General features: G+C 45.0%; 26 protein-coding genes and 1 riboswitch. Of the genes, 20 read left to right on the top strand and 6 right to left on the bottom strand.

The window, feature by feature from the left end; translation table 11 throughout:
- The first annotated feature begins 260 nt into the window (after positions 1-260).
- Positions 261-348, top strand: a riboswitch (cyclic di-GMP riboswitch).
- Positions 349-421: 73 nt separating this feature from the next.
- The 8 genes from BP97_RS0123045 (at position 422) to BP97_RS0123010 (ending at position 10,323) form a co-directional block, all read left to right on the top strand.
- On the top strand, positions 422-2,452 hold the full coding sequence (locus BP97_RS0123045) for a methyl-accepting chemotaxis protein (protein ID WP_028551234.1): 2,031 nt from the start codon (positions 422-424) through the stop codon (positions 2,450-2,452).
- Positions 2,453-2,673: 221 nt separating this feature from the next.
- Positions 2,674-3,324 (top strand): GntR family transcriptional regulator, encoded by a 651-nt coding sequence (locus BP97_RS0123040; RefSeq protein WP_051620897.1) that lies wholly within the window; start codon positions 2,674-2,676, stop codon positions 3,322-3,324.
- Positions 3,325-3,493: 169 nt separating this feature from the next.
- Positions 3,494-3,838 (top strand): cupin domain-containing protein, encoded by a 345-nt coding sequence (locus tag BP97_RS0123035; RefSeq protein WP_028551232.1) that lies wholly within the window; start codon positions 3,494-3,496, stop codon positions 3,836-3,838.
- Between the two features lie 48 nt (positions 3,839-3,886).
- Positions 3,887-4,948 carry a TAXI family TRAP transporter solute-binding subunit gene (locus BP97_RS0123030; protein WP_197035519.1) on the top strand — a complete coding sequence of 354 codons (1,062 nt, stop codon included), beginning with the start codon at positions 3,887-3,889 and terminating at the stop codon, positions 4,946-4,948.
- 25 nt (positions 4,949-4,973) lie between these two features.
- On the top strand, positions 4,974-6,857 hold the full coding sequence (locus BP97_RS37175) for a TRAP transporter permease (protein ID WP_036746401.1): 1,884 nt from the start codon (positions 4,974-4,976) through the stop codon (positions 6,855-6,857).
- A 1-nt stretch (position 6,858) separates the two neighbouring features.
- Entirely contained in the window at positions 6,859-8,256 is a 1,398-nt protein-coding gene (locus BP97_RS37170) for a UbiD family decarboxylase (RefSeq protein WP_051620895.1), read from the top strand.
- 30 nt (positions 8,257-8,286) lie between these two features.
- A complete protein-coding gene (locus BP97_RS0123015; RefSeq protein ID WP_036746399.1) occupies positions 8,287-8,859 on the top strand; it encodes a UbiX family flavin prenyltransferase in 573 nt (190 codons plus the stop codon).
- Between the two features lie 24 nt (positions 8,860-8,883).
- Positions 8,884-10,323, top strand: coding sequence for a 4-hydroxyphenylacetate 3-hydroxylase family protein (locus tag BP97_RS0123010; RefSeq protein ID WP_028551229.1), 1,440 nt, complete (start codon positions 8,884-8,886; stop codon positions 10,321-10,323).
- A 140-nt stretch (positions 10,324-10,463) separates the two neighbouring features.
- Here the strand turns inward: BP97_RS0123010 and BP97_RS37165 are convergent, their stop codons facing one another.
- The 3 genes from BP97_RS37165 to BP97_RS0122995 all read right to left on the bottom strand — a co-directional run bounded on the left by BP97_RS37165 (position 10,464) and on the right by BP97_RS0122995 (position 13,843).
- Positions 10,464-11,792 (bottom strand): IS3 family transposase, encoded by a 1,329-nt coding sequence (locus tag BP97_RS37165; RefSeq protein ID WP_036746397.1) that lies wholly within the window; start codon positions 11,790-11,792, stop codon positions 10,464-10,466.
- Between the two features lie 95 nt (positions 11,793-11,887).
- Positions 11,888-12,964 carry a bifunctional transcriptional activator/DNA repair enzyme AdaA gene (locus BP97_RS0123000; protein WP_028551227.1) on the bottom strand — a complete coding sequence of 359 codons (1,077 nt, stop codon included), beginning with the start codon at positions 12,962-12,964 and terminating at the stop codon, positions 11,888-11,890.
- A gap of 225 nt (positions 12,965-13,189) precedes the next feature.
- Positions 13,190-13,843, bottom strand: coding sequence for a FusB/FusC family EF-G-binding protein (locus BP97_RS0122995; RefSeq protein ID WP_028551226.1), 654 nt, complete (start codon positions 13,841-13,843; stop codon positions 13,190-13,192).
- A gap of 386 nt (positions 13,844-14,229) precedes the next feature.
- Here BP97_RS0122995 and BP97_RS0122990 point away from each other — a divergent pair, with 386 nt between their 5' ends.
- The 3 genes from BP97_RS0122990 to BP97_RS0122980 all read left to right on the top strand — a co-directional run bounded on the left by BP97_RS0122990 (position 14,230) and on the right by BP97_RS0122980 (position 16,185).
- The gene (locus BP97_RS0122990; protein ID WP_028551225.1) at positions 14,230-15,045 is read left to right on the top strand and encodes a TrmB family transcriptional regulator; all 816 of its coding nucleotides are present in this window, start codon (positions 14,230-14,232) and stop codon (positions 15,043-15,045) included.
- A gap of 88 nt (positions 15,046-15,133) precedes the next feature.
- Entirely contained in the window at positions 15,134-15,868 is a 735-nt protein-coding gene (locus BP97_RS0122985) for an AzlC family ABC transporter permease (RefSeq protein ID WP_028551224.1), read from the top strand.
- Complete coding sequence (locus tag BP97_RS0122980) at positions 15,859-16,185, top strand: AzlD domain-containing protein (protein ID WP_028551223.1); 327 nt, start codon at positions 15,859-15,861, stop codon at positions 16,183-16,185. Before BP97_RS0122985 ends, BP97_RS0122980 begins: the two co-directional genes overlap by 10 nt.
- Positions 16,186-16,213: 28 nt before the next feature.
- Here BP97_RS0122980 and BP97_RS0122975 read toward each other — a convergent pair whose 3' ends face one another.
- Positions 16,214-17,407, bottom strand: coding sequence for a serine hydrolase domain-containing protein (locus BP97_RS0122975; RefSeq protein ID WP_028551222.1), 1,194 nt, complete (start codon positions 17,405-17,407; stop codon positions 16,214-16,216).
- A gap of 249 nt (positions 17,408-17,656) precedes the next feature.
- On the opposite strand from BP97_RS0122975, the gene BP97_RS0122970 reads away from it, so the two are divergent.
- The 5 genes from BP97_RS0122970 to BP97_RS0122950 all read left to right on the top strand — a co-directional run bounded on the left by BP97_RS0122970 (position 17,657) and on the right by BP97_RS0122950 (position 20,744).
- Positions 17,657-18,775 carry a hypothetical protein gene (locus BP97_RS0122970; RefSeq protein ID WP_028551221.1) on the top strand — a complete coding sequence of 373 codons (1,119 nt, stop codon included), beginning with the start codon at positions 17,657-17,659 and terminating at the stop codon, positions 18,773-18,775.
- Positions 18,776-18,819: 44 nt separating this feature from the next.
- Positions 18,820-19,554 (top strand): aminoglycoside 3'-phosphotransferase, encoded by a 735-nt coding sequence (locus BP97_RS0122965; RefSeq protein ID WP_028551220.1) that lies wholly within the window; start codon positions 18,820-18,822, stop codon positions 19,552-19,554.
- A 129-nt stretch (positions 19,555-19,683) separates the two neighbouring features.
- Positions 19,684-20,130: a hypothetical protein gene (locus BP97_RS0122960; protein WP_028551219.1), complete on the top strand. Its 447-nt coding sequence runs from the start codon at positions 19,684-19,686 to the stop codon at positions 20,128-20,130.
- A gap of 40 nt (positions 20,131-20,170) precedes the next feature.
- Positions 20,171-20,401 carry a hypothetical protein gene (locus BP97_RS0122955; RefSeq protein ID WP_028551218.1) on the top strand — a complete coding sequence of 77 codons (231 nt, stop codon included), beginning with the start codon at positions 20,171-20,173 and terminating at the stop codon, positions 20,399-20,401.
- 7 nt (positions 20,402-20,408) lie between these two features.
- Complete coding sequence (locus BP97_RS0122950; RefSeq protein WP_028551217.1) at positions 20,409-20,744, top strand: Type 1 glutamine amidotransferase-like domain-containing protein; 336 nt, start codon at positions 20,409-20,411, stop codon at positions 20,742-20,744.
- Between the two features lie 107 nt (positions 20,745-20,851).
- Here the strand turns inward: BP97_RS0122950 and BP97_RS0122945 are convergent, their stop codons facing one another.
- Both BP97_RS0122945 and BP97_RS0122940 read right to left on the bottom strand, forming a co-directional pair.
- On the bottom strand, positions 20,852-21,469 hold the full coding sequence (locus BP97_RS0122945) for a DUF2812 domain-containing protein (protein ID WP_028551216.1): 618 nt from the start codon (positions 21,467-21,469) through the stop codon (positions 20,852-20,854).
- A 9-nt stretch (positions 21,470-21,478) separates the two neighbouring features.
- The gene (locus BP97_RS0122940) at positions 21,479-21,790 is read right to left on the bottom strand and encodes a PadR family transcriptional regulator (protein ID WP_028551215.1); all 312 of its coding nucleotides are present in this window, start codon (positions 21,788-21,790) and stop codon (positions 21,479-21,481) included.
- 276 nt (positions 21,791-22,066) lie between these two features.
- Here BP97_RS0122940 and BP97_RS0122935 point away from each other — a divergent pair, with 276 nt between their 5' ends.
- The 4 genes from BP97_RS0122935 (at position 22,067) to BP97_RS0122920 (ending at position 24,342) form a co-directional block, all read left to right on the top strand.
- Positions 22,067-22,552: a GNAT family N-acetyltransferase gene (locus tag BP97_RS0122935; RefSeq protein WP_028551214.1), complete on the top strand. Its 486-nt coding sequence runs from the start codon at positions 22,067-22,069 to the stop codon at positions 22,550-22,552.
- Positions 22,553-22,600: 48 nt separating this feature from the next.
- On the top strand, positions 22,601-23,047 hold the full coding sequence (locus BP97_RS0122930) for a cupin domain-containing protein (protein WP_028551213.1): 447 nt from the start codon (positions 22,601-22,603) through the stop codon (positions 23,045-23,047).
- Between the two features lie 12 nt (positions 23,048-23,059).
- Complete coding sequence (locus tag BP97_RS0122925) at positions 23,060-23,674, top strand: cyclase family protein (RefSeq protein ID WP_028551212.1); 615 nt, start codon at positions 23,060-23,062, stop codon at positions 23,672-23,674.
- 107 nt (positions 23,675-23,781) lie between these two features.
- Positions 23,782-24,342 carry a DUF1697 domain-containing protein gene (locus tag BP97_RS0122920; protein ID WP_036746396.1) on the top strand — a complete coding sequence of 187 codons (561 nt, stop codon included), beginning with the start codon at positions 23,782-23,784 and terminating at the stop codon, positions 24,340-24,342.
- The last annotated feature ends 4 nt before the right edge of the window (positions 24,343-24,346 follow it).

The raw sequence follows: 24,346 nt of genomic DNA, 5'->3' as shown, positions 1-24,346 counted from the left end.
AAGGTTCAAATGCAAACAATTATGCATTTATTTTTGTCATATTTTTAAACTTTTTCTATCGTTCTTGTCGAAAGAACAAAACAATTGTAAATAAATGTATTGACTGGAGTATTGAGTATTATGTACTATGTATACAAAAGTAAAATTTTACATTGATCATTTTTGCATCCATAGACCTACTGAACTCGCAATAACATTTGTACAAATGTTTCTAGAGGTGATGTTAAGGGCAAATTTCTGCGTTCCTGTACTTGAAAATTTTATAAAAAAGGTAAATCCAGTCGAAAGATGGAGACACAAAGCCACGGGTCTAAGGTTGTATACAGCTATGATAGCCGGGTTGCCAAAACAGAGGATGTTTGTATATTTTGGCTATTCAAATTTGAATAGCCATTTTTTATTAACTTCAGAGGAGCGGAATATGAATACGAAACGATTCACGGCTATTTTTCAGTCTCAATCTTGGAGAAGCTTCAAGCTGCAGCTGATGCTTGCTGTTATTGCTGTTATTTTTGTAACGGTGGCTGTCGTAGGCGGTTTTATGTACAAGTCGTCATCGGATATGCTGAAGCAAGATATTGAATTGAACGTCAATCAGCAGCTGGAATTAAACGCACAGCTGATTACCCAATGGCGGGATAGGGTGACGGCGGAAATGAATGGTATTACCGGCCTGCCCTCTTTTGTTAACGGGAATTCTTTTGACGAACGGGTTGGAGTACTACAGGGTTATTTATCAAGAAACTCCGATTTCTTACGCTTTTCTCTTTTTGATACCAAAGGACAAGGACAGCAGATTGAGAAAAAAGCGTTGGGAACGAAGTTCGACATCAGCTCCCGGGACTACTATCAGATTGCATTAACCGGGAAGACGTTAATCAGTGAACCGATTATATCCAAAGCCGACAACAGCATGATTATGAATGTCGCTGCTCCTATTCGTGATGCTAACGGCACGGTTACAGGTGTCATTACCGGAGCGATCGGCCGAGAACAAATTGCAGCTATCGTGCAGCGCATTCAGTTCGGCAAAAGCGGATATGCCTACATGGTTAATGATAAAGGAGACATTTTGGCTCATCCGGATGCCAGTAAGGTGTTGACGGAAAATATTTTGGATACGGCAGCGACACCTGAGCAAAAAACAGCTTACGAGCATTTTTTACAAATGCAGGAGCCGTTCATTGGCTATATTGAAGAAGATAACTCCAATCATTTGGTCGGTGCCCGCCAAATTCCGGATAGCGTATGGAAGCTTGTCGTAACCGCACCTTATTCCGAGTTTACTGAGTCATTGGATAGCATGTGGCTTCGGACACTCCTGATCGGACTCATCATCATGATAGTTGGGATAGCTATTGCCTTGTGGTTGGGTACAACGATGTCTCAAGGAATAATTCAAGTAGGACAAGCCATGAACCAATTGGCGCAGGGAGATTTGAAGCAGCAGCTGAAGGTGCGTGCACGCAATGAGGTAGGACAGCTGGCAAGCGACTTTAACACCATGACGGAAAATTTAAGAACTTTGATCGGGCAAGTTTCCCTTAATTCTGAACAGCTTGCCGCCACTTTCGAGGAGCTGTCAGCTAGTGCGGATCAGAACTCTGTCGCTTCTCAACAGATAGCTCAATCGATACAGAAGGTAGCAGAGGGTGCAGACGTTCAGGCTCATGGCGCTTTGCAAAGCGCGAACGCGATGGAAGAAATGGCCTCAGGGGTGCAGCGTATTGCTCAAGGAACCTCCGTAATGGCGGAGAGTGCAATTAAAACCTCGGATGAATCGGAAAAAGGGAAAGAAACGGTAGAGAAAATATCGTATCAGATGGACAATATCCACGTTAAGGTCAGTGAATGTACCTCTGTCATTAATCGATTAGATGCGAAGTCGCAGGAAATTGGTGATATTGTTAAACTGATAACGGAAATTTCCTCGCAAACGAATCTGCTCGCATTGAACGCAGCCATTGAGGCTGCACGTGCCGGGGAGCAAGGGCGTGGATTTGCTGTAGTCGCACAGGAAGTCAGAAAGCTGGCTGAGCAATCCGCTCAATCCGCCAACGAAATCACAGCATTAATTCGAGAGGTTCGAGACGATACGGTTCTTGCGGTTGAAGCTATGAATGAAAATGCAAGAGAAGTAGAGACAGGCATTCAGGTCGTGGCTGATGCGGGAGAAACGTTTAACCTCATCTATAGAGCAGCTCAGGAAGTGGCGAACCAAGTGCAAGAAATATCTGCTGTCGCCGAGGAAATTGCAGCCGGAACAGAGGAAGTGTCCGCTTCGCTGGATGAGTCCGCGAACATTGCCAAGGAATCAACCGGACTTGCCCAAGACGTATCGTCCTCTGCACAGAAACAAATGGCTTCCATGGAGGAAATTACCGCAAGCGCAGGCGATCTGAGCAAGATGGCACAAGATCTGCAAGGACTTATCGGTCACTTCAAAATCTAGACAAACACCGCTCCTTGAAAATGTTCAAATAGTTAAAAATGGAGTGGGCTATCTGAATAAGATAGACCCACATCTCTCTATCAATAAATGCCATAAAATGGGATTTTATAGGAGAAAATTCTCATAAAAATGTTGACCGTCCAATACGTATCACGTATCATGTGTACATGAAATAAATGAAATATTTGGATGAGACAACCAGATATGAGGAGATGTTGATCATGAAATTTAATATGAATCCCATCGTTAAACATACGACAACAAAAGAACGAGCCTACAACGAGATCAAGAAGGTAATCCTTAACGGATATATTTCATCAAAGGAAATTTTTACCGAAGTACAGCTAGCTGATTCATTAAACACATCCAGAACTCCGGTTCGCGAAGCGCTGCTTGATTTGATGAAAGAGGGCTTGATCACTTCCATTCCCCGCAAAGGAATGACGATTCGTACAGTAACAGAAAGTGAAATCGAGCAAATTTTTCTTGTAAGGACGTCTGTTGAGAGCGAAGTGATTAAAAGTCTGGCTGAGACGATCACTGAGCAGCAGTTGGAGCAATTAAAACGCAGCTGTAAGCAGCAGGAGAAGGCGATGTTCGAAAATGACGATGTCAGATTTATTCATCTGGATCAGCAGTTTCACAGCACGTTGATTCATTTTGCAGGTTTCGAATTAATAGAGCAGACTCTGCTGAACTTTCATAACTTATCCCAGTTAATTGGGCTTAAAGCGGTGAAAAAAAGCAATCGGATGCAGGAAGTGCTGATGGAGCATTTGAAAATCATTTCCACTCTGGAGCAGCGAAAACCGGATTCAGCGGTCCTAACAATGATTGAACATTTGCAGAGAACTAAAGAATCTATCCGGTAAATATATAAATGGAAGCGCTTTTATAAACGGGGTACTGTGTATTAATGTATACACAACACGGAATACAGAATATTTAGATAATTTGGAAAATACAGTTTATTTCGTGCTGGGGGTGAGCTGCTAGAACTCTTTGCAGAAAGATATTCATGAATGAGAGGAGAGATGGAAGTTGGCAAAGCCGGAGTTGGAATTTACGGATTTTCGCCTATTTGAGGAGAAGCCTTTTAGTGCAGTGGAGGGCCTGACAGAAAGAGTGATAGCAAAGGATTCTGATTCGGGGGTGGCAACACGCATTCTCATTTTTGCACCGAATACGGATACGACTCCTAACGGGGTACAGATTCATGATTTCTGGGAAGAGCTCTATATTATCGAAGGTTCCATCATTGATTTAAGTCTGAATCAGGAATTTACGGCGGGTATGGTTGCATGCAGACCTCCTGGAATGAAGCATGGACCTTGGATTTCACCTAACGGCTGCAAAACGTTTGAGGTTCGCTATTACGCGAAGTAATGGAGGCATTTTGATTAAATGAACCAATTTGACATATGGAGGGATATTATGAAATTGTTCAACAAGCGCTCTATGACAGCAAGTGTATTAAGTTTAATGTTAGTAGCCACAATGGGTTGCGGCACCAATGGTGGTGGAGCGAAATCACCTGCAGCAGCACCTGCAGCATCGACTCCTAGCAGCACAGTTCCAGCAAATATTAAATTTGCGACGAATACACAGGGCAGCGCATGGTATGTATATGGTGCATCCATCGCAGAATTAATGCGTCCTGTACTCAAAAATTCGACCGTAGACGTACTTCCGTTCTCAGGCGGGGTAGGAAATGCGACCATGTTGAAGGATAAAAAAGCAGATATGGCATTATCCTTCAGTATTACAAGCAAATGGGCTTATGAAGGCAACATCGCTTATACCGACAAACAACAGGACTTGCGGGCACTTGTAGGCTCGATGGACCAATATTATGTAGGGCTTGTCGCATCCAAATCGTTCGTTGAGAAAAACGGAGTGAAATCCATTAAGGATATTGCAGACAAAAAGCTCCCTGCTCGCATTTACACCAATACCAAAGGAAGCTTGGCGGAATTTGCAACCAGACAGGTACTTGAAGCTTATGGCCTAACTTATGACAGCGTGAAGAAATTCGGCGGAAAAGTGGAGCTGACCTCCAACGACGTTATTCAAACCGCTTTCCAAAACGGTGAAGCCGATCTTCACATTCTCGTTATGCCTAAAGGACACCCAACCATCAGTGAAATTGCTGTACATACTCCCATTGCTTTCGTACCCATGGAGAACGATGTAGTCGATAAGTTCAAGAAAATGGGTTACCAAGCAGCCACTTTGCCTAAAGACTCCTATAAAGGACAAGCAGCAGACGTGCCGACCATCGGCTTCTCCAGCATGATCTTGACGACCATCGGCTTGAACGAAGAGCTTGCTTACAACATCACCAAAACCATCATGGAAAATAAAGAGAAGCTGGTTAACGCGCATGATGCATTAAAAGACTTCGACCCTGCAAAGGCAATGGATCCGGCAAGTGTAAACGTTCCGCTGCATCCGGGGGCTGAGAAATATTTCAAGGAAAAGGGACTGCTAAAATAATAATTGGAAGAGAGGACAATGCCATATGAAAAAATTTTTAAGTTTGCCATCACTTATTGCTATCGCATGGTCCGTATTCCAGTTATACACAGCCAGTTTCGGCAGCTTTCCTAGCGTCACCCAAAGAGCGATCCATGTTGGCTTCGCTCTTGCTTTAACCTTTTGCTTGTTCAATGCAAAGAAAGAACATACCAGTACGTTGTCCAAGGTATATAACTACTCGCTTTCCGTACTTGGGTTAATTCCAGGCTTTTATATCGCATTTTCCAGCGAACGGTTGAATTCCCGAATTCCGTACGTAGACGACATCACTTCAATGGACTGGATCATTGGGGTTCTGACCGTTCTCTTGCTGCTGGAAGCTTCCAGACGAACGGTTGGCTACGCAATGACATTACTGGCTGTTGGGTTTATACTATACGGTTTCTTTGGCCCAAGCTTGTCTGGTCTTCTGCAGCACCGTGGAATGAACTTTACAGAGATGGTAGATCTGCAGTTCCTTTCTGTAGATGGGATATTCGGTTCTCCAATCGGGGTATCCGTAGATTTCGTGTTCTACTTTATATTGTTCGGAGCTTTTCTGGAAATATCAGGGGGTGGGAAGCTGTTCATTGATATTGCCCACACCATTACGCGTAGAACGGTGGGCGGACCTGCCAAAGCAGCCGTAGTTGCGAGCAGCTTGATGGGGACGATCAGCGGGAGTGCAGCCGCTAACGTTGCGAGCGTTGGGATTTTTACCATTCCACTGATGAGAAAATCCGGTTATACGGGCATGTTCGCTGCTTCTGTAGAAGCATTAGCTTCAACAGGGGGGCAGATCCTGCCACCTATTATGGGCGCAGCGGCTTTTATTATGGCGGACATGCTGGGGGTTAAGTACAGCGCCGTATGTTTGGCTGCGTTAATTCCTGCTATTCTGTACTATTTATCTGTTTACGTGATGGTGGACCTTAAAGCGAGAAAAGAAGGCATGGGCAAAAGCGAGGTTGAAGACGAGCATGCCGTGGAGAAAAAGGAAATTTTGAACAGGCTGCACCTGCTTATTCCTTTGGCTTTGTTGGTGGTGCTTATTTTCGTCGGCTTTACGCTTCAAAAAGCGGCCTTCTGGTCTATCGTAGTTATTGTTATAACAAGCTTTATCCGTAAAAATACCCGATTTACGATCGTGAAAATATTCGAAGCACTGGAAAGCGGAGCTAAGCAATCGATTCAAGTTGCTATTCCGTGTGCTGTAGCCGGTATTATTGTAGGGGTTATCGTCTACTCCGGGCTTGGTTTGAAATTCACGAGCTTAATTATCCAGTTCTCGATGGGTAATTATGTGATCAGCTTACTGTTGGTATGTCTTGCCTGCATTATTCTGGGCATGGGGATGCCGACGACTTCGGCTTACATAATGGCGGCGGTATTGATGGCTCCAGCACTGCAGCAGTTCGGGGTTGAGAAAATGACGGCCCACATGTTCGTATTCTACTTGGCTTGCTTGTCTATGATTACGCCGCCTGTCGCACTAGCCAGTTACAGCGCTGCAGGAATCGCAGGAACGAAGCCGTTCCAAACGGGCTTTGTCGCTTTTTACTACGGTATTCCGGTACTGCTCATTCCGTTTGCCTTTATTATGAGTCCTGAATTGCTATTAATCGGTGATTGGAAGCATATCGTGTGGGCTGTCTTCTTCACTTGCGCGGGGATTTTTGCACTGTGCGCGGCCGTTGTCGGCTATCTATTCCGTGATATGAATATAGTTATCCGATTATGCTTCTACATTGTTTCGATCTGTATGATTGTTCCTGAGGTTATATCCAGTGTTGTCGGTCTGGTGGCGCTGATTGTATTATGCATGTATCAAAAGTACAAAAAACCGCAGGTAAAACAAGTACTATCTCATGATGGAGGCGGCGTATAAGATGAAGGCTAATAGTTTGAGATCCTGGTTGCAATTTATGAACGAGTCCGATCAATTGGCGGTAGTGGACAAACATGTATCAACGGAGTTCGAGCTTGCCGCTTTGACCAAGCAATATGACGGTGTGAAGCCGGTGTTCTTCCCGAAAATTTCGGGCTACACCACTTCCGCTGTGGCCGGCATTGCAAGTACCCGTTCCCATTTCGCCCAAGCTATGGGGTGCAAGGAAAATGAAATGATTCCGAAGTTTCTCGAGGCTATCGACCATCCGCTGCCGACCGAGCTGGTTTCAAGCGAAGAGGCTCCCGTACATGAGGTTGTTATCAATACGGATATCGATTTGTTAAGCCTGTTCCCGATTCCGATTCACCAGGAGAAAGATTCGGGGCCGTATATCAGCGCAGGGCTTGCTATTGTTCGCGATCCAGAGTCCGGCAGCCAGAACGTATCCATTCACAGGCTCCAGGTTTCGGGCAAAAACCGGCTTGGCGCGCTGATTCTTCCGAGACATACGTTTAATTTCTATAAAAAAATGGAGGAAAAAGGGCTTCCTCTAGAAATCGCTATCGTTATCGGAGTCGATCCGATTCTGATGCTGGCCTCCCAGGCCATTGCACCTTTAGGTCAAGATGAGATGGAAATTGCAGGTGCGCTGAAAAATGCTCCAATCCCGGTAGTCCGCTGCAAAACCGTGAACATCGATGTGCCGGTGCATGCCGAAATCGTGCTCGAAGGCAAGATTTTACCTAAGATACGTGAACCGGAAGGTCCGTTCGGAGAATTCCCGGCTTACTACGGAGCACAAAGTGATAAAGAGGTTATCGAGGTCCATTGCGTAACCCATCGCAAAGATCCGATTTATCAAACCTGCCTGGCGGGGTCGGACGAGAACCTGCTCCTTGGAGGGATTCCGCGGGAAGCGTCGCTATTGAGATCATTGAAAAATACGGTTTCCACCGTTCGTAACGTACATTTAACCAAAGGCGGTAAATGCCGCTTTCATATGGTCGTTTCTATGAAAAAACGAAATGAAGGCGAAGCTAAAAATGTCATTCTTGCCGCTTTTGCAGGACATTATGATGTGAAAAAGGTGATCGTCGTAGACGAAGAAATCGATATTTTCGATATGGATCAGGTTGACTGGTGCGTGGCGACGCGGTTTCAGGCAGAGCATGACCTTGTCGTCGTCCACCGCGCACTAGGCTCGAAGCTCGATCCGTCCACGGATAACGGAGTAGGCTCCAAGATCGGATTTGACTGCACGGTTCCGTTAAGCGCAGCGCCATTTGACTACGAAGTGACCCGCATTCCTAACCTAGCGGAGTATGTGCAGAACGCCACCGTAGTAGACAAGCTGCCGCAGCAGTTCGTTGACCGTTATTTTCCGGGCAATAAATAAACGAATAGATAAATGATGGGGGACTCCTGAATGAAAAGAATCATCATTGGCATTACCGGAGGTTCAGGTGCTATCTATGGTGTGCGTTTATTGGAAGCATTGAATGGATTGGGGGCTGAAACCCATTTGATTATAAGCGAATGGGGGGAGAAGACGATTCAGATGGAAACGTCTTATTCCTTGAATCAGGTGAAGAAGATGGCTTCCGTTTATCATAATGTCAAAAATCAGGCTGCTAGTGTTTCTTCTGGTTCCTTTAGGGTGGACGGGATGGTAATCGCTCCATGCAGTATGAAAACGTTGGCCGGAGTAGCAACAGGACTTGCTTCCGATCTGGTTACTCGAGCGGCAGACGTCATGCTGAAGGAAGGTAAAAGGCTGATCTTGCTGACAAGGGAGTCCCCGCTGAATTTGATTCATGTACGAAATATGGAAACCGTTATTTTGGCAGGAGCAATGGTATTTCCGCCGATGCCTGCTTTTTACAATAAACCGCAAACGATTGATGATATCGTGAATCATACGGTAGGTCGAGTTCTCGATCAGTTTGGCTACGATCCGGATTGGGTCAAACGTTGGGGTTCCGGTAACCGAGGGCAGTAATGCCAGTTGGAAAGGAAGAAAAGGATGGTAAGGACCGGCAAGCAGTACGAAAACTCTTTGAAGGACAACCGCTGCATCTATATTAACGGTGAACGCGTTCATGATGTAACGACCCATCCTGCCTTCTCGGGTATTGTTCAATCATTTTCCAAATTGTATGATATTGCAGCTAATCCGGCTAATCAGATGACTTACACCACCGTGGATGGCTCCATTGCGAATAAAATCTTTATGATACCGAGAAGCAGGGAAGATTTGGCGGACCGCCGTCAAGCGATTACCCGTTGGGCTGAAGCGACCTGCGGCTTTGCGGGAAGAAGCCCGGATCATGTTGCCAGTTTTTTGTCAGGCTTTGCGAGCCACCCGGAAGTGTTCGGTGATAGGGCGCAGAACGTTCTCGATTTCTATCAATACGCAAGGGATCATGATCAGTTCGTTACTTATGTCATCATCCCTCCGCAGATCGACCGTACTAAAACGGCACATGAACAGGAGGAGAAGTTCCTCCCGGTCGGTGTGTATGAAGAAAGAGGAGATGGAATCATCGTACGAGGATCGCAAATGCTAGGAACGAGCTCGGCTGTATCTAACTATTTGTTATGCAGCAGCATTACCCCTTTGCGTCCTGGGGACGAGGACTACGCCATATCGTTTGTCGTGCCGATGGATGCACCGGGGCTGAAGCTATATGCACGACAAAGCTTCGCGGCGGATAAGCCGAGTACCTACGATTATCCGCTGTCCACCCAGTTCGATGAGAGCGATTCTCTCGTTGTGTTCGACGATGTGTTTATACCGTGGAAAGATGTCTTCGTGTATAAAAATATTGAAGCGACACGTGCCCAGTTTCTGTCCACACCGGCACACGTGCTTGGCAATAATCAGGCGCAAACTCGCTTAACCGTCAAAATGAAGTTTCTGATCGGTGTGGCAAGGAAAGTCACGGAAATGAATGGCACTGACAAGTTCCCTCAAGTACAAGAACGACTTGGGGAGCTGGCTTCCTTGGCCGCTTCCGTGGAGGGGATGCTGCTTGCATCCGAATACGAATGCATCATCGATAGCCAAGGAGTAGCGAGGCCGCACGGACGGTTCTTGTACGGTATTGTTGGCATGCAGGATACGATCTATTCCTCAGTCATCCGCATATTGCGCGAGCTGGTGGGAGGAGGAGTACTCCAAGTACCGTCGTCCTACAGAGAGCTGGTAAACCAGGAGACCCGTGGGGATATGCATCAATATATCCGCTCGAACGTTGCGAGGGCGGAGCAAAAGGTGCAGCTGTTCAAGCTAGCTTGGGATATTATCGGTTCTGAATTTGGCGGACGTCACCAGCAGTACGAGATGTTCTACAACGGGGCGCCGTATGTCGTCAAAGGATATTCGTTCCGCAATTACGGCTATGACGAGCCGCTCGCTATGGTGAACGCTTTTCTTGATAGTTATGGTCTGCCGTCAGCTTAGAGCTTTACAGCGATTAGATATTAACAATAAAAACACAAGGCAATCTTCCTTGTGTTTTTATTGTTATTAGTAGGCTCTTTGCTTTTCCCTCAACCTAATCTGGATCCTAAGTCAAGGACACTTTGAAAAAAGAAAAAGAATTAAGCAGCACTTAAGAGATGATTCCTGTATTGTACAGGAGTCATCTTTTTTAATCCCCACTGGTATCTGAAATTGTTGTAGTAATGAATATAGCGGTTAATTTCTCGCTCTAATTCAGCGAAGGATTTGCATTTCCTGCTCTTCACATGGTCCTTCATATGACCGTAGAAAGACTCCTGAGGGGCGTTATCCCAGCAGTTCCCTCGTCTGGACATGGATTGCCCCAGTCCTTTGTCTTTCAATAGCTTTTGGTAAGTGGGGCTTGTGTAGTGGCCACCCTGATCCGAATGAATGAAGGCCTCTTGATGTAATGTTAACCTTCTCTGTCTTATCAACAATTCTATCGTGTCCATTGCAAGCGGAAGGTGAAAGGTAGTGGACAAGTTATGAGCCACAAGTTCACCTGTGGAAGCATCCAAAATGGTCGACAAATAAGCCGTCTGAGAGTTACCATACGGCAGGTACGTAATATCTGTTAGCAAGACGAGACCTGGAATGCCTTTCTTGAAGTCTCTCTGTAACGTATTTTCAAGCGTGCGGTGTTCTTGCGTCGCTTTTGCCATACGTCGGTAGGGGTTGGCTTTTCGATGTGGACATACGAGGTTTAAATTGCGCATCAACCTTCGAATTCGCTTCAGGTTATACACCGTATGGTAATCATTCTCCAACGTCATCTTAATGGAGCGAGAACCCTTCTTGAAGCCTCTTCGATTAAAAGCCTTCTTGATTAAAGCACCAGCCTGTTCGTCTGCTTTGATGCGTGCAAGTCGTTTGTCGGAGCTTTTGAGGTAATTGTAGTACCCGGAACGAGACACGCCTAACAATTGACAGAAGTAACGCGTCATCCGTGCTAGGCCGTGCTCTACAGCGTTTTGGATAAGCTCGAAACAGTCACTCTTGTGCAGGTTTTGTCCGTTTGCTAGCAGCCTCCTTTCGTTCTTGTCTAACTTTTTTACGTACGCCAACTGAGCCTCCAGAAGTTTAATCTTCGCTTCTTGCTTCGCAATAATCTCTTCTGAGGATAAGGGACGCTTTGAAGAGCGTAGTGCAGCTTCTTTACGAGAGTCCGCTAGCCCAGTAATTCCCTCCTTCTCATAGGCTTTCTTCCAACGATCCGCGCACTGCTCGACTCGTTTCATTCCGAGCATCTCCACATCGAATCCGTGCGCCTCGAATATCTCTCTTGGTGTTTGGCCCGACATATATTGATCGATGAACAGACGTTTGAATTCATCGGCATAGGTAATCGATTTTTCGCTCACCCGTAAGACATGCGGATTTAATGTTAATCGTTCACGTTCATTTTGATTGAAATGCTTTTTACTCATCTTGTTCGCCCCCACTGTTGCCTTCAGTATACAAAAAAGTACCCATACACTAAACACTTTTTTTGAAGTGTCCAGAGTATGGGTACCAGTTTAACCTATCCTTCTTTGGTTTCGTCTGTTTCCATAGACAGACTCTCTTTCTCATGATTCAGCAGCCAGCGCTTACGCGTTAACCCTCCACCGTAACCGCCTAAGTCACCATTGGAGTTGATGACACGATGACATGGAATGACAATGGCAAGCTGATTGGCCCCATTGGCTTGAGCTACAGCTCGATAAGCGCTTGGTTTGCCAATTGCCGCTGCAACATCAGCATAGGATGATGTTTGACCTGGAGGGATTTTTTGCAGCTGCTCCCAGACCTCTTTTTGAAAAGGAGATCCCGCCATCCATAAAGGTGTTTTGAATTCCATTAGCTCCCCTTCAAAATAGCCCTCTAGCTCCTTTTCAATTGATCGAATGGGTTCTGTGTAACCAGGAATAATGGCTGATTTGGTCCTCTGTCTAAGACGTTCGACCTCGCGCTCCAATCCCCGGCGATCCACGAATTCAAGCAGATAAAGTGATTCTTCATCCGCGATGGCTATCATAGGTCCGAGTCGCGTATCCAGCCACGATGCTTTTAAAATATTATGCTTCCCAAGCAGAGTAGGCGCTGCCCCCATAATTCTGGAAAATGCGTCCCTGAAGCCGCTGCTGGACTCGTAACCGGTTGATAGTTGGGCATCGATTACAGCGTTACCGGCTCTTATATGTTTCAGTGCTATTCCCATACGCCGAGATCTAGCGTACTCAACAAATGTCATGCCAAACCGCTTCTTAAACTGACGGCGCGCGGTTGAAGCATCGACCGATAACTTCCGAAAGTCATCTTCCTTCCATCTCTGTTCTGGATTTTCTTCCACCGCATTTACAAGCTGCTGAACAAGCTCTGAAACATGATTGGGATGCGAAAGCGGACGACAGCGTTGGCAGGGCCGAAAGGAGGCAAGAAGCGCTTGCTTGGCTGTCTCGTAAAATTCGCAATTCTCAAATTTTGGCTTTCTTGCAGGACAGGTCGGACGACAGAAAACGCCGGTCGTCTTGACTCCTACATAAAATATACCTTCATATTCTGATTTTTTATCTATTAGCGCCTGATAATATTCCGACTTCATTGCGGACGTTATCATTCTAGGTTCCTCCTTCTTTGCCAGAAAGCGTCGGTAACAAATCCTCATGTTCATATTATATCTGTTCTAAAAGCTGCTGCCGCCGAAAATCGTACTTTGATTTTTTTTGGGTTATTACCAGCTCTATAGGTTCATTTGAAGCCTATGGAATTAAAAAAAGCTCCCTACCAGGGAGCTTGAGAGGCAAGCGCGGCTAACAGATTCGTTAGCCGTATTGAACTTGTGTTATTTTATCACACTATGAATAAACCTCTCTAAAGAAGTCACGTCCGTAATGTTCTTGTTGCATGCATCGCTGTGAATGCACATGTAGTTGCCGACCGCTTTATAATAATCGGGGGTAGCATTCACAGGTTTAGATTTAGACACGGCTGAAAATAATGCAACCTCTTCGTGTTTATTGCATATAAAACATATGCCTTTCTTATTTAGAGGTGTGAACTTGCCTTCAATACCGATAACTTGGCCGTTCAGGTCATAAACGATAAACATTTTATTGGTTGAAATGTCTAACCAGCCAAGATAGGTTACCCGATTGTAGGGTATCGTCGATAAATGAGGAAGCGTCAACTTTTTGTTTTTGTGAAACAGCTTCTTGATCTGCTTTTCCGTCACTTGTGGAAACTGTATCAAATACGGCTCCAAAGAACGTCCATATGCCTGAAAATCCTCGGCTGTTTTCAGCGTTGAAATAGCAGCTAGCATTTCCTGTTGAGCGTCCGTAGCTTGATCAAACACTTCTATAATTTTGGCTTCGGCGCTATCACGTACAGATTCCACAACTTTAGGGTCGGAAACCGTTCTGTACGTTAGCTGCAGAAGATCCATTTGTTTTTGGATAAGGTTATATTGATGGTTTCTAATAAATGGTTGAATCATGAGTCTCAGCTCCTTATATTATTGAAAATGTATAAGGTGCAAAGCCAATTATTAGAAACGATATAAGCTAATTTGGGCGATGTCATACTCAGTAATCATCCAGCCCCATGCAAAGTATCGCCTCCAATACTAGGCTCTGCATGAGTCGTTGCTAGCTCCGGCAAAGTGGATTGCCACGTGTACCACCTCCTTCTGATTATTATATGACGAGTGGTTTCCTTATACAACTTCCTACTTTTAGTATAAAAAAACTTGGCATTTTGTAGATGCGATCATCCAAGCCTCTTTGACTTCAGGTAAGCAAGATTTTGTTGAATTACACTCATTGACGAATAAATGGTTTGTTTGTATAGTAAGTATAACACTAACTACTAATAAGGAGTCTTATGGACGATATTTATAAAGAGCTTCAAAAATTAGGCTTTTCGCAGTACGAATGCAAAGCTTATGTTGGGCTGTTAAAAAACTCGCCTATTACCGGTTATGAAATCAGTAAACGGTCGGGTGTCCCGCGCTCCATGATATACGAAGTATTAGGCAAGCTGCTGGATAAAGGGGCCGTCTATACGGTGCCTTCCGAGCCTGTAACCTATGCGCCCTTACCGGCCAAAGAATTAATAAGCCGGCTGCGCAATACATTCGAGCAATCCTTTGAATATCTTGAGAAAAGTCTCTCTGCCTTGGAAAGTGAGCAAGAGATCGATGTCATTCGTCGTATCAGCAGTGACGAACTTGTTATGGCTGAAATGATCGAAATGATAGAAAAAGCCGAGCGTGAGTTGTGGCTATCGATCTGGGAGCCTCAGGTTGCTACTATTAAAGAGGCTGTTGATCAGCGTGTGCAGGCTGGATTGGATGTTTTTTCTTGCGTGTTCGGAGCGCCAGGTACGAAATTGGGAACCACAACCCATCATAACTATATGGCTCCCGAATTTCCCGAACAGCGAGCGAACGGGCATCTGACAGTTGTTACCCGGGATCATGAAGAAGTGCTCATTGCGAATTTTAATCCAAGTTCAGCTGCAACTTCCTGGGCTGTTAAAACGCAAGATCCCGCACTTGTTTTAGTTGCTATTGAGTACATAAGGCATGACATTATGTTTGCAGAAGTAGCGACGCACTTTGGTCCGGAGAAGTTCAAAGATTTTTGGACTAATCGCCCTGATTTATTTCATGTAGTAACTGGAAAACGGTTCAAGTGATTGAACCGTATTTTCTTTCGATTTTTTCGTAGTAGTTAGCTGAATAACTTCTGATACTTTCAATTATAAACATAAAGAAGGGAACTAAATGAGTACAAAACAAATTCACGCACAAACCGTTTCATCCCATGAGGATGAAGAAAGCTTTCTTCAAGGGGTGAAGGACTGTCTCCCGACCTTGCTTGGCTACGTAAGCATAGGGATCGCCGCGGGGGTTGTCATGACGACTGCTGGACTAAGTATTTCCGAAATAACCCTGTTCTGCTTGCTGCTCTACGCCGGTTCCGCTCAATTCATTGCAGTCGGTATGATGACATCTAGCAGTTCGATTACAGCTATTGCCATTACTACTTTTTTCGTCAATGCTCGTTACATTTTGCTAAGCGCGGCCATATCACCGTATTTTAAGCATCTTTCTTCGTATAAAAACATGCTGGTCGGTACGTTGCTTTCCGACGAGACGTTTGGGGTCGCTATGAATAAGGCTGTAAAAACGAAGGAAATCAATGAGAAATGGATGCATGGTCTGAATATTACCGCCTATTTGGGTTGGTGGGGAGCTAACCTGGTGGGGGCATTTTTGGGCCAATGGATTTCGAATCCTGAACAATGGGGTCTCGATTTTGCATTGGTTGGCATGTTTATTGGACTTCTGGTGCTTTCCCTGGTAGGCAGGAAAAATGTTAGGCGTGATCTTATTGTAGGTATCGTCGCAATTGTGGTTGGAGTCGCGAGCACCTTTGTGTTATCAGGAAGTCTAGGAATTATTGTTGCGACCGTTGTTGCAGCTACGGTAGGAATGGTGATGGAAAAATGGAAGTAAGATGGTATGTCTTATTGGTTGTTGTAGCGACCGCAGTTGTAACGTTTATTCCCAGAGTGGTACCGCTAATGGTGCTTAGTCGTTTTGAATTACCGGGTTGGGCCATGCGATGGTTGAATTATGTGCCGATTGCGGTTATGGCTGCGTTAATTGGCCAAGAGCTGTTCATTCATGATGGAAGCATTCCTCCTTTGTCACAAAATCTAGAGTTATGGGCTGCTGTTCCCAGCTTCATTATAGCCGTATTGACTCGCAGCATATTAGGAACCGTGCTATCCGGAGTCGTAGTATTAATGGTTTTGCGTCATTTCCTGTAAAAAAAGACACCATCAAAGGTGTCTTTTTTTACTTCAGCCCGAAGGCGGCCATACCGATTTTAAGACCCAGCTGATTTTGATCGGACCCTTTGGCATCAGTCGAATTCACAGAGTAAACTACTTTGCGCTGCAGGTCACGTGTAGCAAACATGCCGTTGGCATAGCCCGGTCTCGCTCCGGTTTTCCCCCAGAATGTGACGCCCTTGATATCCGTCCGCATTAAGCCCATGCTCAGCGTTGCCTGTCCTGTATCCTTACCGTCTTTATTCCATACTGGAGCATCCGGCACAGTAAACATATGCTCCAATTCAGCTTCTGGTACTACCTGACCGTTGAACAATGCAGTCATAAAAATGTCGAGATCACTTGTTGTTGAGATGATTTCGCCTGCAGCCCAAGTGAACGACTGACTGCCTTCCGTAACGTCAACCAGCTCGGTTTTGTCCCCCTGCTGGACCGCTTGATACCCTTTAGCATGTGGGCCGATGATTCGAATGTCGCTTCCGGGTAAGTATGTATTGTACAGGCTTAGAGGCTGCACGATCCGGGATTGGACCTCAACTTCATAAGGGTTACCGGTTACTTTCTCGATCAACAAGCCGGCAAGTACATAATTGATATTAAGATAGTGCTGCTTGGCCCCTGGTTCGAATTCCATAGGTTGACTGAAAGCCAGCTTGAGGAATTCCTCCGGCGTCCAGTTTTTGAACCTCATTTCATCTTCACTTACATTGTCCGGGCGATCGGGACTCGGCAGACCGCTAGTGTGATTAAGCAGTTGGCCGACAAGGACCGGTGGGAACTCAGCGGGCAGCAAATCAGGTAAGTAATGCTGAATCGGCTGATCTAAATCGACCATTTGTTCTGCGGCGAGCTGCAGCACGATGGCAGCGGTAAAGACCTTGGTGATGCTGCCGATTCGAAACCTTCCATCAGCACGTGCAGGGGAGTTGGAAGCAATATCCGCCACTCCGGATGCGCCCATCCAGCTATCCGTTGGTGTCCCCACATAGACCAGGGCAGCTGTGGCTTTCGAGTTCGGTAAACCTGACATCACATCACGCATAGCCCCGAGGTCCAATGGAGGAAGTATGGTTTGCTTGGAAGTTGGAGCGACTTTGGCGCCTGTTTCTTGAGAGGCAGCAGAAACAGGAATAGAGCTGGCCAAAGTGGCGCTAGCAAGCATAATGGCAAGGATAGAACGGCTGAAAGGCTTTTTCATAACAATAGTTCTCCTTCGACTCATTTGATAGTCTTAGTTTAGAGCTTTAGGAGTTTTCTGGTAACAGTCAGAAGACCAGACTTTAATCTGGACTTTGGTCTAGCAGGGAACTTAACCATTTTAGCGAAGAAAAGGTTAAGGTAAAAAACAATTATAAACCTACATTATTGGTAAAAAATCCTATATAGTTATTCGTGCCGGGAGCAATGTAGGTGGAGTCGGCAATGGGTTGTATAGGAGGTGTATGAAATGGTCGATGTTTTTGCGGTAGCGGACATTTTGGTCAAACACATCAGGAACCATCACCCGCAAGATGTGGCAATCGTCGGATACTATGGGTCTTACTTGCAGGGGAGGGCTACGGAGCGGTCAGACTTGGATTTTTTCTTCATACCGGCTACTTCTAGAGGCAGAGAAGTGGAGATGCAGTTTATTATAGATGGAATAAGCTTCGATTTTTGGCCAATCAGTTGGGAAAGAGCTGAGAAAATGGCCTCATTGGAGGATTGGAGCACGACCATTATTACAGATTATGAATTGCTGTATGTCCGAGCGGAGGAGGACTTCGACCGGTTCTTGAGCCTTCGCGATACCGCGGCGGCAATGAAGGATCCGACTCATGCCGATGCGCTGATTAACAAAGCGGAAGCTGTGCTGCGAAATAGCGTGCTGCTTTTGACAAAAATGAGGCTTGCCGGACTGGATTTGGATTTATCCTACTGCCGAACGCTGGCACATGAGGTTAGTGTTGATCTTTTTCAAATTCTTGCTTTGATAAACCAAACGTATTACACACGCATGTGGGGGCATTTTCGCGAGCAAGTCAGGAATCTGCCGGTCAAGCCGGAACCATTGGAGCAGTGCCTCGACACGATCATGTACAGCCGTTCTACGAATGAAATCGTTCAAGCTTGTGAACAGATGGTCGCGGACACTGTGCATCTGCTCGCTGTACGGAACCAAAATCAGCCCAAGGTTCATTCCTATAAGGCTCGGATGAAGGGATATTTTGAAGAGGGGAAAGGGGTCCTGAACAAAATTTTGACTGCGTGTGAGCAAGGTCATTACGAAACGGCATTTTTCGCGGCCATTAGCTTTCAGGACGAACTGGCGAGAATTCTTTATGCTGCTGAAATCGGACGCTGGCCGCGGGAGCTGGACTTAGGAGAATATAGGCACTATTACAGGCAATTCGGGTATCCGGACCTGGCCGCTCTTCTGGACTCGACGGATTTCGAACCTCTGCGGAAGGCTGTGTTGGAGCTGGAAGAACGGCTGGAGAATCATTTGCGTTCAGAAGGGGTGCCAATTCAGCGGTTTGACTCGGTTGCGGCATTTGAAGCTTTCGTGAAAAGCTCATCGATGTGAGCAAATTTATTTAGTAATTTTATATATAAGGTGGACGACCAAGAATGAAGAGAACCGAAATTTCTTTTAATATAAATACCGTACCGATCTCCATTAGACCATTTATGCAACATGCAAGGATCTATGACAGCAGCTGTTCGGAAAATGCAAGAACGCTTCTTGTTGAGGGGGCTGAGAAGGCTTATCTCAAAATAAGCAAGCGGGGGAGTCTTGAACGGGAGTATGCGATGACCCGGTTTTTGAACTCCTGTCATGCCATTGCCCCTAAAGTCATCGCATATGAATCCGATGCGGACCAAGATTATTTATTTACGGAAGCGGTAGCGGGAGAGGATGGAACGGCAGAAGAGCACATCGGGAATCCCGGTAAATTAGCGGGTGTATTCGGTGAATACTTGAGAATGCTGCACTCACTGCCTATCGAGGGCTGCCCTTATCCTCATAGAACTGCAGAGATGTTAAATGAACAGACGTCAATAAGCTTAAGCTCTCAAATGATAGAGCAAATCAAGTATGAGGCTGCCGACAATGCGATTATTCATGGAGACTATTGCTTGCCTAATATCATTATGGATCGATTCGTGCTTAAAGGGTTTATTGATCTGGGGTACGGCGGGGTAGGAGACCGACATTATGATATTTACTGGGGTATTTGGACGTTGAACTACAATTTAAAGTCGGATAAATACAAGGATATATTTCTGGATGCTTACGGAAGACAGGATGTGGATAAGGAAAGATTGAACCTTTTTGCTTCATGGATTGAGATGGCCGATTAATCTAACCTATAAGGAATCCACTTTCCTCTCTTGACGGAAAATAAAACTAGCGAAAGGAAACTTTTTACATATAAGAACGTCTAATTATAGTGAGGACAGCGGAACGAATGCCGAAGGAGAGGATTGTGAATGAAAGGCAAACAATTGGTACTGGTACTGTTATTGACCACGCTCTGTATTCTTAATGCATGTGCAGACAAGGATGAGGAGTCCCAAAGCATCGTATATGAAAATACCAAACAGCATTTTACGCTGGATATTCCCCGAAAGTGGAAAGATAAATATACAGTGCTTGAAGCCGGAAATCGCATTACTTTCTCAGATAAGACCAATGAGCCGGCAGGGCAGTTATTTATGATTGAAGTATGGCCTAAAGCGAAGTGGGATTCAGAAGGCGAAGAACTGGCAAAGATCATTCATATTGCCAAGCTTGGCGAGATCGGGGATGCGGTGTATACGTTCCATACTCCCTCAGATGTCCAATATGTCCCGGATGATGAAAACAAGAAGCAGCATTATTTGTCCATGTTTAGTGATGTAAAGAAAATCCGTAATTCCTTTAAACTAAGACAATGAATTGAAAACGCTTTCTAAATAAGATCTTAGGAGAAAATAAATGCGGAAATTATTATTAACCTCTTGCGCTTTCCCGACTGAGCGGGTAACCCAAGCATTCCTTGATTTATTAGAACAAGATCCGCGAGAAATGACCTCGGCCATTATTACTACTGCTGCTGTTCAATTAAAAGAGCATTCCCGGCCATCGGTGAAAGCCAAAAAAGCCTTGGAAACGATGGGATTTCGGCGAGTCGATTTTATCGATATTGAGTTTGAGCGGAGCAGATAAGCTTATTGTGGAGTTAAGTCATAAGGGTGTAGTTCTTGTAGGGATCAGTGCCGGGACCATGGTTTTAGGGCCGGATATTCGTATTGTCGATCACTTCACTCCCGATTTTAATCAGGTTGGGATGAGTAACCTAGATGCGCTTCATTTGAATGAAATGATCATTTTTCCACACTATGGGAGAGAAGATAAGTTTCCGGATGAGAAATCCCATGAGGAAAGAATACGGCAATTTGAAGCGAACCATCAATGCGAGGTTCATAGACTTGCAGACCATGAGGCCATTTGCATCCATGGGAATACTGTTAGTAAAATAGTTCGTGACCGAACGTTTCATTTAGGTTAATAGATGATGCTCGCTTATCGGATGAATACAAACTGTTTATATGCCTTACCATAACTGTAGAGAGCCGTTTTCGACGGCTCTTTCTTTATGAAGTAGTAAAGGGACCGTTACTTATCTTCATGTGTTTTCAAGTATTGTTTATTCGCTTTATATGCAAAGATAAGATAAAACGTTATCATCATCGGAATGAGCAACCAGAAGAAACCTCTAAATAACACAAACGGCGTTTCAAAGAAAAAGGCATTCCAAAAGGCAGATCCCGTTTTCTCCCATAGTCCCGGAGTAAAATATAATAATTTCGGATTCAGAAGAGCTCCCACTTTAATGGAGTCGGTTGAAACTAAGACGGCAAATAAACAGATGAAGCATGAAGCCAACGAGATCCACATCTGAGATATTCTTTTATATCGGCTGGCTTTGGAATCGGCGTCTGAGAAAATATCTTGATTTTCGTTTTCATCTATACTCTTGAAGTATTGAGCTCCAGAGCTCTTTGTTCCTGCAATGTGTTTCCAGCCGAAGTCTTCAAACAGGGCGCGATAGTCTTCAAAATCGTCTTGTTTTTTAAATGTCCGATAATCCATCTTGATGACCGTATTGGTTGGGGGGACCTGTTGAAACTCATAACCGATTGATTTTTTAGTGAGTGTATAGCCTTGCCGGGCCATCTCATTAAGCCATTGTTCCTCTTTATCAAAATCAATGAAAAACTTATATTTTCTCATCTTGATTCCTCATTTCAGAATATTTTTTGTCACTTCAATCATGTGATTCATTCTTTCAAAGTCGAGCCTTAACATTTCTTTTCCTTTTTCTGTTATGGAATAAACCTTGCGTCGACTATCTTCGCTTTGGACAGGTTGTATGAATTTCAGCTTCACCAGATTCTCGACCGCTCCGTAAAGTGTGCCGGCCGCCATTCTGACCTGCCCGCCGCTGAGCTCCTCCACCTTTTGCATAATTAAGTATCCATGCGCCGGTTCCACTAAAGCCAAAAGAATATAATAAACGGTTTCCGTCAGTGGCAAATTTTTATCACGACTCATATGCTCTCTCCTTTTATTCAATACAACTGTATATCGTTCAACTGTATAGTTATACTATATACAATGCGACTGTATATTGCAATAAGCAAATAGTCATGATCTCGTGGAAACAAAAAAACAGGCTGACGTGGCAGCCTGCCCGGATCCATAGGCAAATGTGATACAATCCTATGTAGCAAGAACAATCCAAGCATTCGCTGCAAAAAATAAACAATTATAATATACTTAAACAAATGGCAATGGTAATGATTTCCTTGTGGAAAAGGAGGAAATGACATGATAATTAGAAAGTTCCAAGCCTCCGATACGAGTCCAATAGTCGCGTTGTTTTATGAAACCGTGCATTCGGTGAACGGCAGGGATTACTCTCAAGAGCAGCTGGACGCTTGGGCACCTAGAGATGAGGAGATGCTCAAGCTGGCAACCTGGAGAGACTCGTTGAGCCGCAACAGTACTTATGTTGCTGAAATTGGCGGCGGAATGATCGTCGGTTTTTCTGACATGACATCGGAAGGGCATTTAGACCGGCTGTACGTTCACAAGGATTTTCAAAGACAAGGCATCGCTACCGCTTTAGTGAATACTTTGGAGACCGAGGCCCGAGCATTAGGGCTTGCCGAAATCGATACAGAGGCGAGCATTACGGCCAGACCTTTTTTTGAAAGGCATGGATACCGGGTCATAGAGTCGCAGGTTGTAGAGCGTAGAGGCATTCAATTGGTTAATTTTAAAATGATCAAAAGCATGCTGGATAATGAATGAGCGCTACAGGCAGCCTAGAAGGTTGCTTCACCCTATGGAGGTGTTTAAATGATCCGCATTTCTGAAGAAGAAGCGTCTTTGTTTGGAGTAGCAACTAAATTCGATTTGATGGAAAACGGGGAGCGCAGGTTCAGGCTCAATTGTTCCCAGGACGGAAGTTCCTATTGCCGAACGGTCGCTTCGGAAGATGGTGCTTGGCAGAACAGTCACTATCATAAGTCGGTGTCCGAATTTTATGTAGTGCAATCAGGATGGATAGCCTATGCTATAAAGAAGGACAGGGAGTTTAAGCTAGGTGTATTAAAGCAAGGAGAGAGCATCACCTTTACTCCTCTGGTTTGGCATAACATTTACCTCTCATCCAATTCAGTCATACACACTATAAAATATGGCGATTATCTGGAAAATGACTGGTTTCCTTCACCGGAGCTGGATCAGCTGACTAAACATCTGGACCCGGACAGTCTATTTTCACTGAGTGCTGAAAAGAAATGAGGTTAAGAAAGGATGTTCATAGACCTTTCGCATACCATCCATGATGGAATGTCCGTATATCCCGGAGATGCGGAAACTGTATTGGTGCAATCCAAGCAATTTAAGCAGGATGGTTACAACAACCATCAATTATCCGTAAACATGCATGCAGGCACCCACATAGACGGACCTATGCATCTTATCGATTGTGACAAGTATCTTAATCAATTTCCTGTGGATACTTTTATAGGAGAAGCATGTCTGATCGATGTGTCCCAAGAAACCATAATAGATTACAAGAAAGAGTACGAACAGCTTATTAAGCAGAGGCAAATCGTCATTTTGTATACAGGGTACAGTCAATATTACGGACAGCCCAAGTATTATTCGGATCATCCCGTGCTGACCGTTGAATTTGCAGAGCTGCTCATCAGAAAGCAAGTGAAAATGATCGGCTTGGATTTGCCTTCGCCGGATCAGTATCCCTTTGAAGTTCATAAGCGTTTGTTTCATAACGAGATTCTGATTATCGAAAACTTAACGAATGTAGAACAGCTGTTGCAGGTACCATCGTTTGAAATTATAGCTCTGCCGCTAAATATTAAAGCGGATTCTTCTATGGCGCGAGTTGTTGCGAAGGCAAGATAACCTTTGCATGGGATCCACTGCCCATGGTTGTCAGTCAAGATGGTTTATACTACTTCATGTGATGCGTGCTAGAAGTCAAGATTCGCATTGAAAGAAGAGGGATGAAGATGATATATATCGCCTTACTGCGAGGAATTAATGTAGGTGGCAAAAATAAAGTCAAGATGGCGGATTTGAAGCAGACCCTCGAATTAATGGGTGGATTAAGCAGGGTACAAACCTATATACAGAGCGGCAATGTGCTGTTTGAAGCGAATGAGGAGGAAGAGCCGCTGCGCGAACGGATCGAGCATAGATTGGAAGCGGCTTTTGGGTTTTCCATAACGGTTGTACTAAGGACTTTTGATGAGCTGAAAAGGATTGCTGCTCATTGTCCGTTCTCGGATGAGGAAGTGGCCGAAGCGGAGGCAGCGTCAGATGCAGAAAGCTTGTATGTCTCGTTTTTGCTGGAAGAGCCATTGCCGGAAAAGGCGGAGCGGCTGAAGGGATACCAAAGTGAGAATGATATGTATCACATCGTGGGGCGAGAGATTTACCTATTATTCCGCTATAGTGTTCGCGATTCCAAGCTGGCAACCAATCTTCATAAGCTGGATGTTCCAGCCACTATCCGTAATTGGAAAACAGTAAATAAACTGTTAGCCTTGGGAACGGCGATGGAGGCTTGAGATC

Source organism: Paenibacillus sp. UNC451MF, from assembly GCF_000686845.1.
Taxonomy (GTDB): Bacteria; Bacillota; Bacilli; order Paenibacillales; family NBRC-103111; genus Paenibacillus_S.
This window is presented reverse-complemented; position numbering and strand designations above follow the sequence as displayed.

Bases quoted from the DNA above. Each gene is read 5' to 3' on its own strand.
- BP97_RS0123045 (WP_028551234.1), top strand. From the start codon at position 422: ATGAATACGAAACGATTCACGGCTATTTTTCAGTCTCAATCTTGGAGA.
- BP97_RS0123040 (WP_051620897.1), top strand. From the start codon at position 2,674: ATGAAATTTAATATGAATCCCATCGTTAAACATACGACAACAAAAGAA.
- BP97_RS0123030 (WP_197035519.1), top strand. From the start codon at position 3,887: ATGAAATTGTTCAACAAGCGCTCTATGACAGCAAGTGTATTAAGTTTA.
- BP97_RS37175 (WP_036746401.1), top strand. From the start codon at position 4,974: ATGAAAAAATTTTTAAGTTTGCCATCACTTATTGCTATCGCATGGTCC.
- BP97_RS37170 (WP_051620895.1), top strand. From the start codon at position 6,859: ATGAAGGCTAATAGTTTGAGATCCTGGTTGCAATTTATGAACGAGTCC.
- BP97_RS0123015 (WP_036746399.1), top strand. From the start codon at position 8,287: ATGAAAAGAATCATCATTGGCATTACCGGAGGTTCAGGTGCTATCTAT.
- BP97_RS0123010 (WP_028551229.1), top strand. From the start codon at position 8,884: ATGGTAAGGACCGGCAAGCAGTACGAAAACTCTTTGAAGGACAACCGC.
- BP97_RS37165 (WP_036746397.1), bottom strand. From the start codon at position 11,792: ATGAGTAAAAAGCATTTCAATCAAAATGAACGTGAACGATTAACATTA.
- BP97_RS0123000 (WP_028551227.1), bottom strand. From the start codon at position 12,964: ATGATAACGTCCGCAATGAAGTCGGAATATTATCAGGCGCTAATAGAT.
- BP97_RS0122995 (WP_028551226.1), bottom strand. From the start codon at position 13,843: ATGATTCAACCATTTATTAGAAACCATCAATATAACCTTATCCAAAAA.
- BP97_RS0122990 (WP_028551225.1), top strand. From the start codon at position 14,230: ATGGACGATATTTATAAAGAGCTTCAAAAATTAGGCTTTTCGCAGTAC.
- BP97_RS0122985 (WP_028551224.1), top strand. From the start codon at position 15,134: ATGAGTACAAAACAAATTCACGCACAAACCGTTTCATCCCATGAGGAT.
- BP97_RS0122980 (WP_028551223.1), top strand. From the start codon at position 15,859: ATGGAAGTAAGATGGTATGTCTTATTGGTTGTTGTAGCGACCGCAGTT.
- BP97_RS0122975 (WP_028551222.1), bottom strand. From the start codon at position 17,407: ATGAAAAAGCCTTTCAGCCGTTCTATCCTTGCCATTATGCTTGCTAGC.
- BP97_RS0122970 (WP_028551221.1), top strand. From the start codon at position 17,657: ATGGTCGATGTTTTTGCGGTAGCGGACATTTTGGTCAAACACATCAGG.
- BP97_RS0122965 (WP_028551220.1), top strand. From the start codon at position 18,820: ATGAAGAGAACCGAAATTTCTTTTAATATAAATACCGTACCGATCTCC.
- BP97_RS0122960 (WP_028551219.1), top strand. From the start codon at position 19,684: ATGAAAGGCAAACAATTGGTACTGGTACTGTTATTGACCACGCTCTGT.
- BP97_RS0122955 (WP_028551218.1), top strand. From the start codon at position 20,171: ATGCGGAAATTATTATTAACCTCTTGCGCTTTCCCGACTGAGCGGGTA.
- BP97_RS0122945 (WP_028551216.1), bottom strand. From the start codon at position 21,469: ATGAGAAAATATAAGTTTTTCATTGATTTTGATAAAGAGGAACAATGG.
- BP97_RS0122940 (WP_028551215.1), bottom strand. From the start codon at position 21,790: ATGAGTCGTGATAAAAATTTGCCACTGACGGAAACCGTTTATTATATT.
- BP97_RS0122935 (WP_028551214.1), top strand. From the start codon at position 22,067: ATGATAATTAGAAAGTTCCAAGCCTCCGATACGAGTCCAATAGTCGCG.
- BP97_RS0122930 (WP_028551213.1), top strand. From the start codon at position 22,601: ATGATCCGCATTTCTGAAGAAGAAGCGTCTTTGTTTGGAGTAGCAACT.
- BP97_RS0122925 (WP_028551212.1), top strand. From the start codon at position 23,060: ATGTTCATAGACCTTTCGCATACCATCCATGATGGAATGTCCGTATAT.
- BP97_RS0122920 (WP_036746396.1), top strand. From the start codon at position 23,782: ATGATATATATCGCCTTACTGCGAGGAATTAATGTAGGTGGCAAAAAT.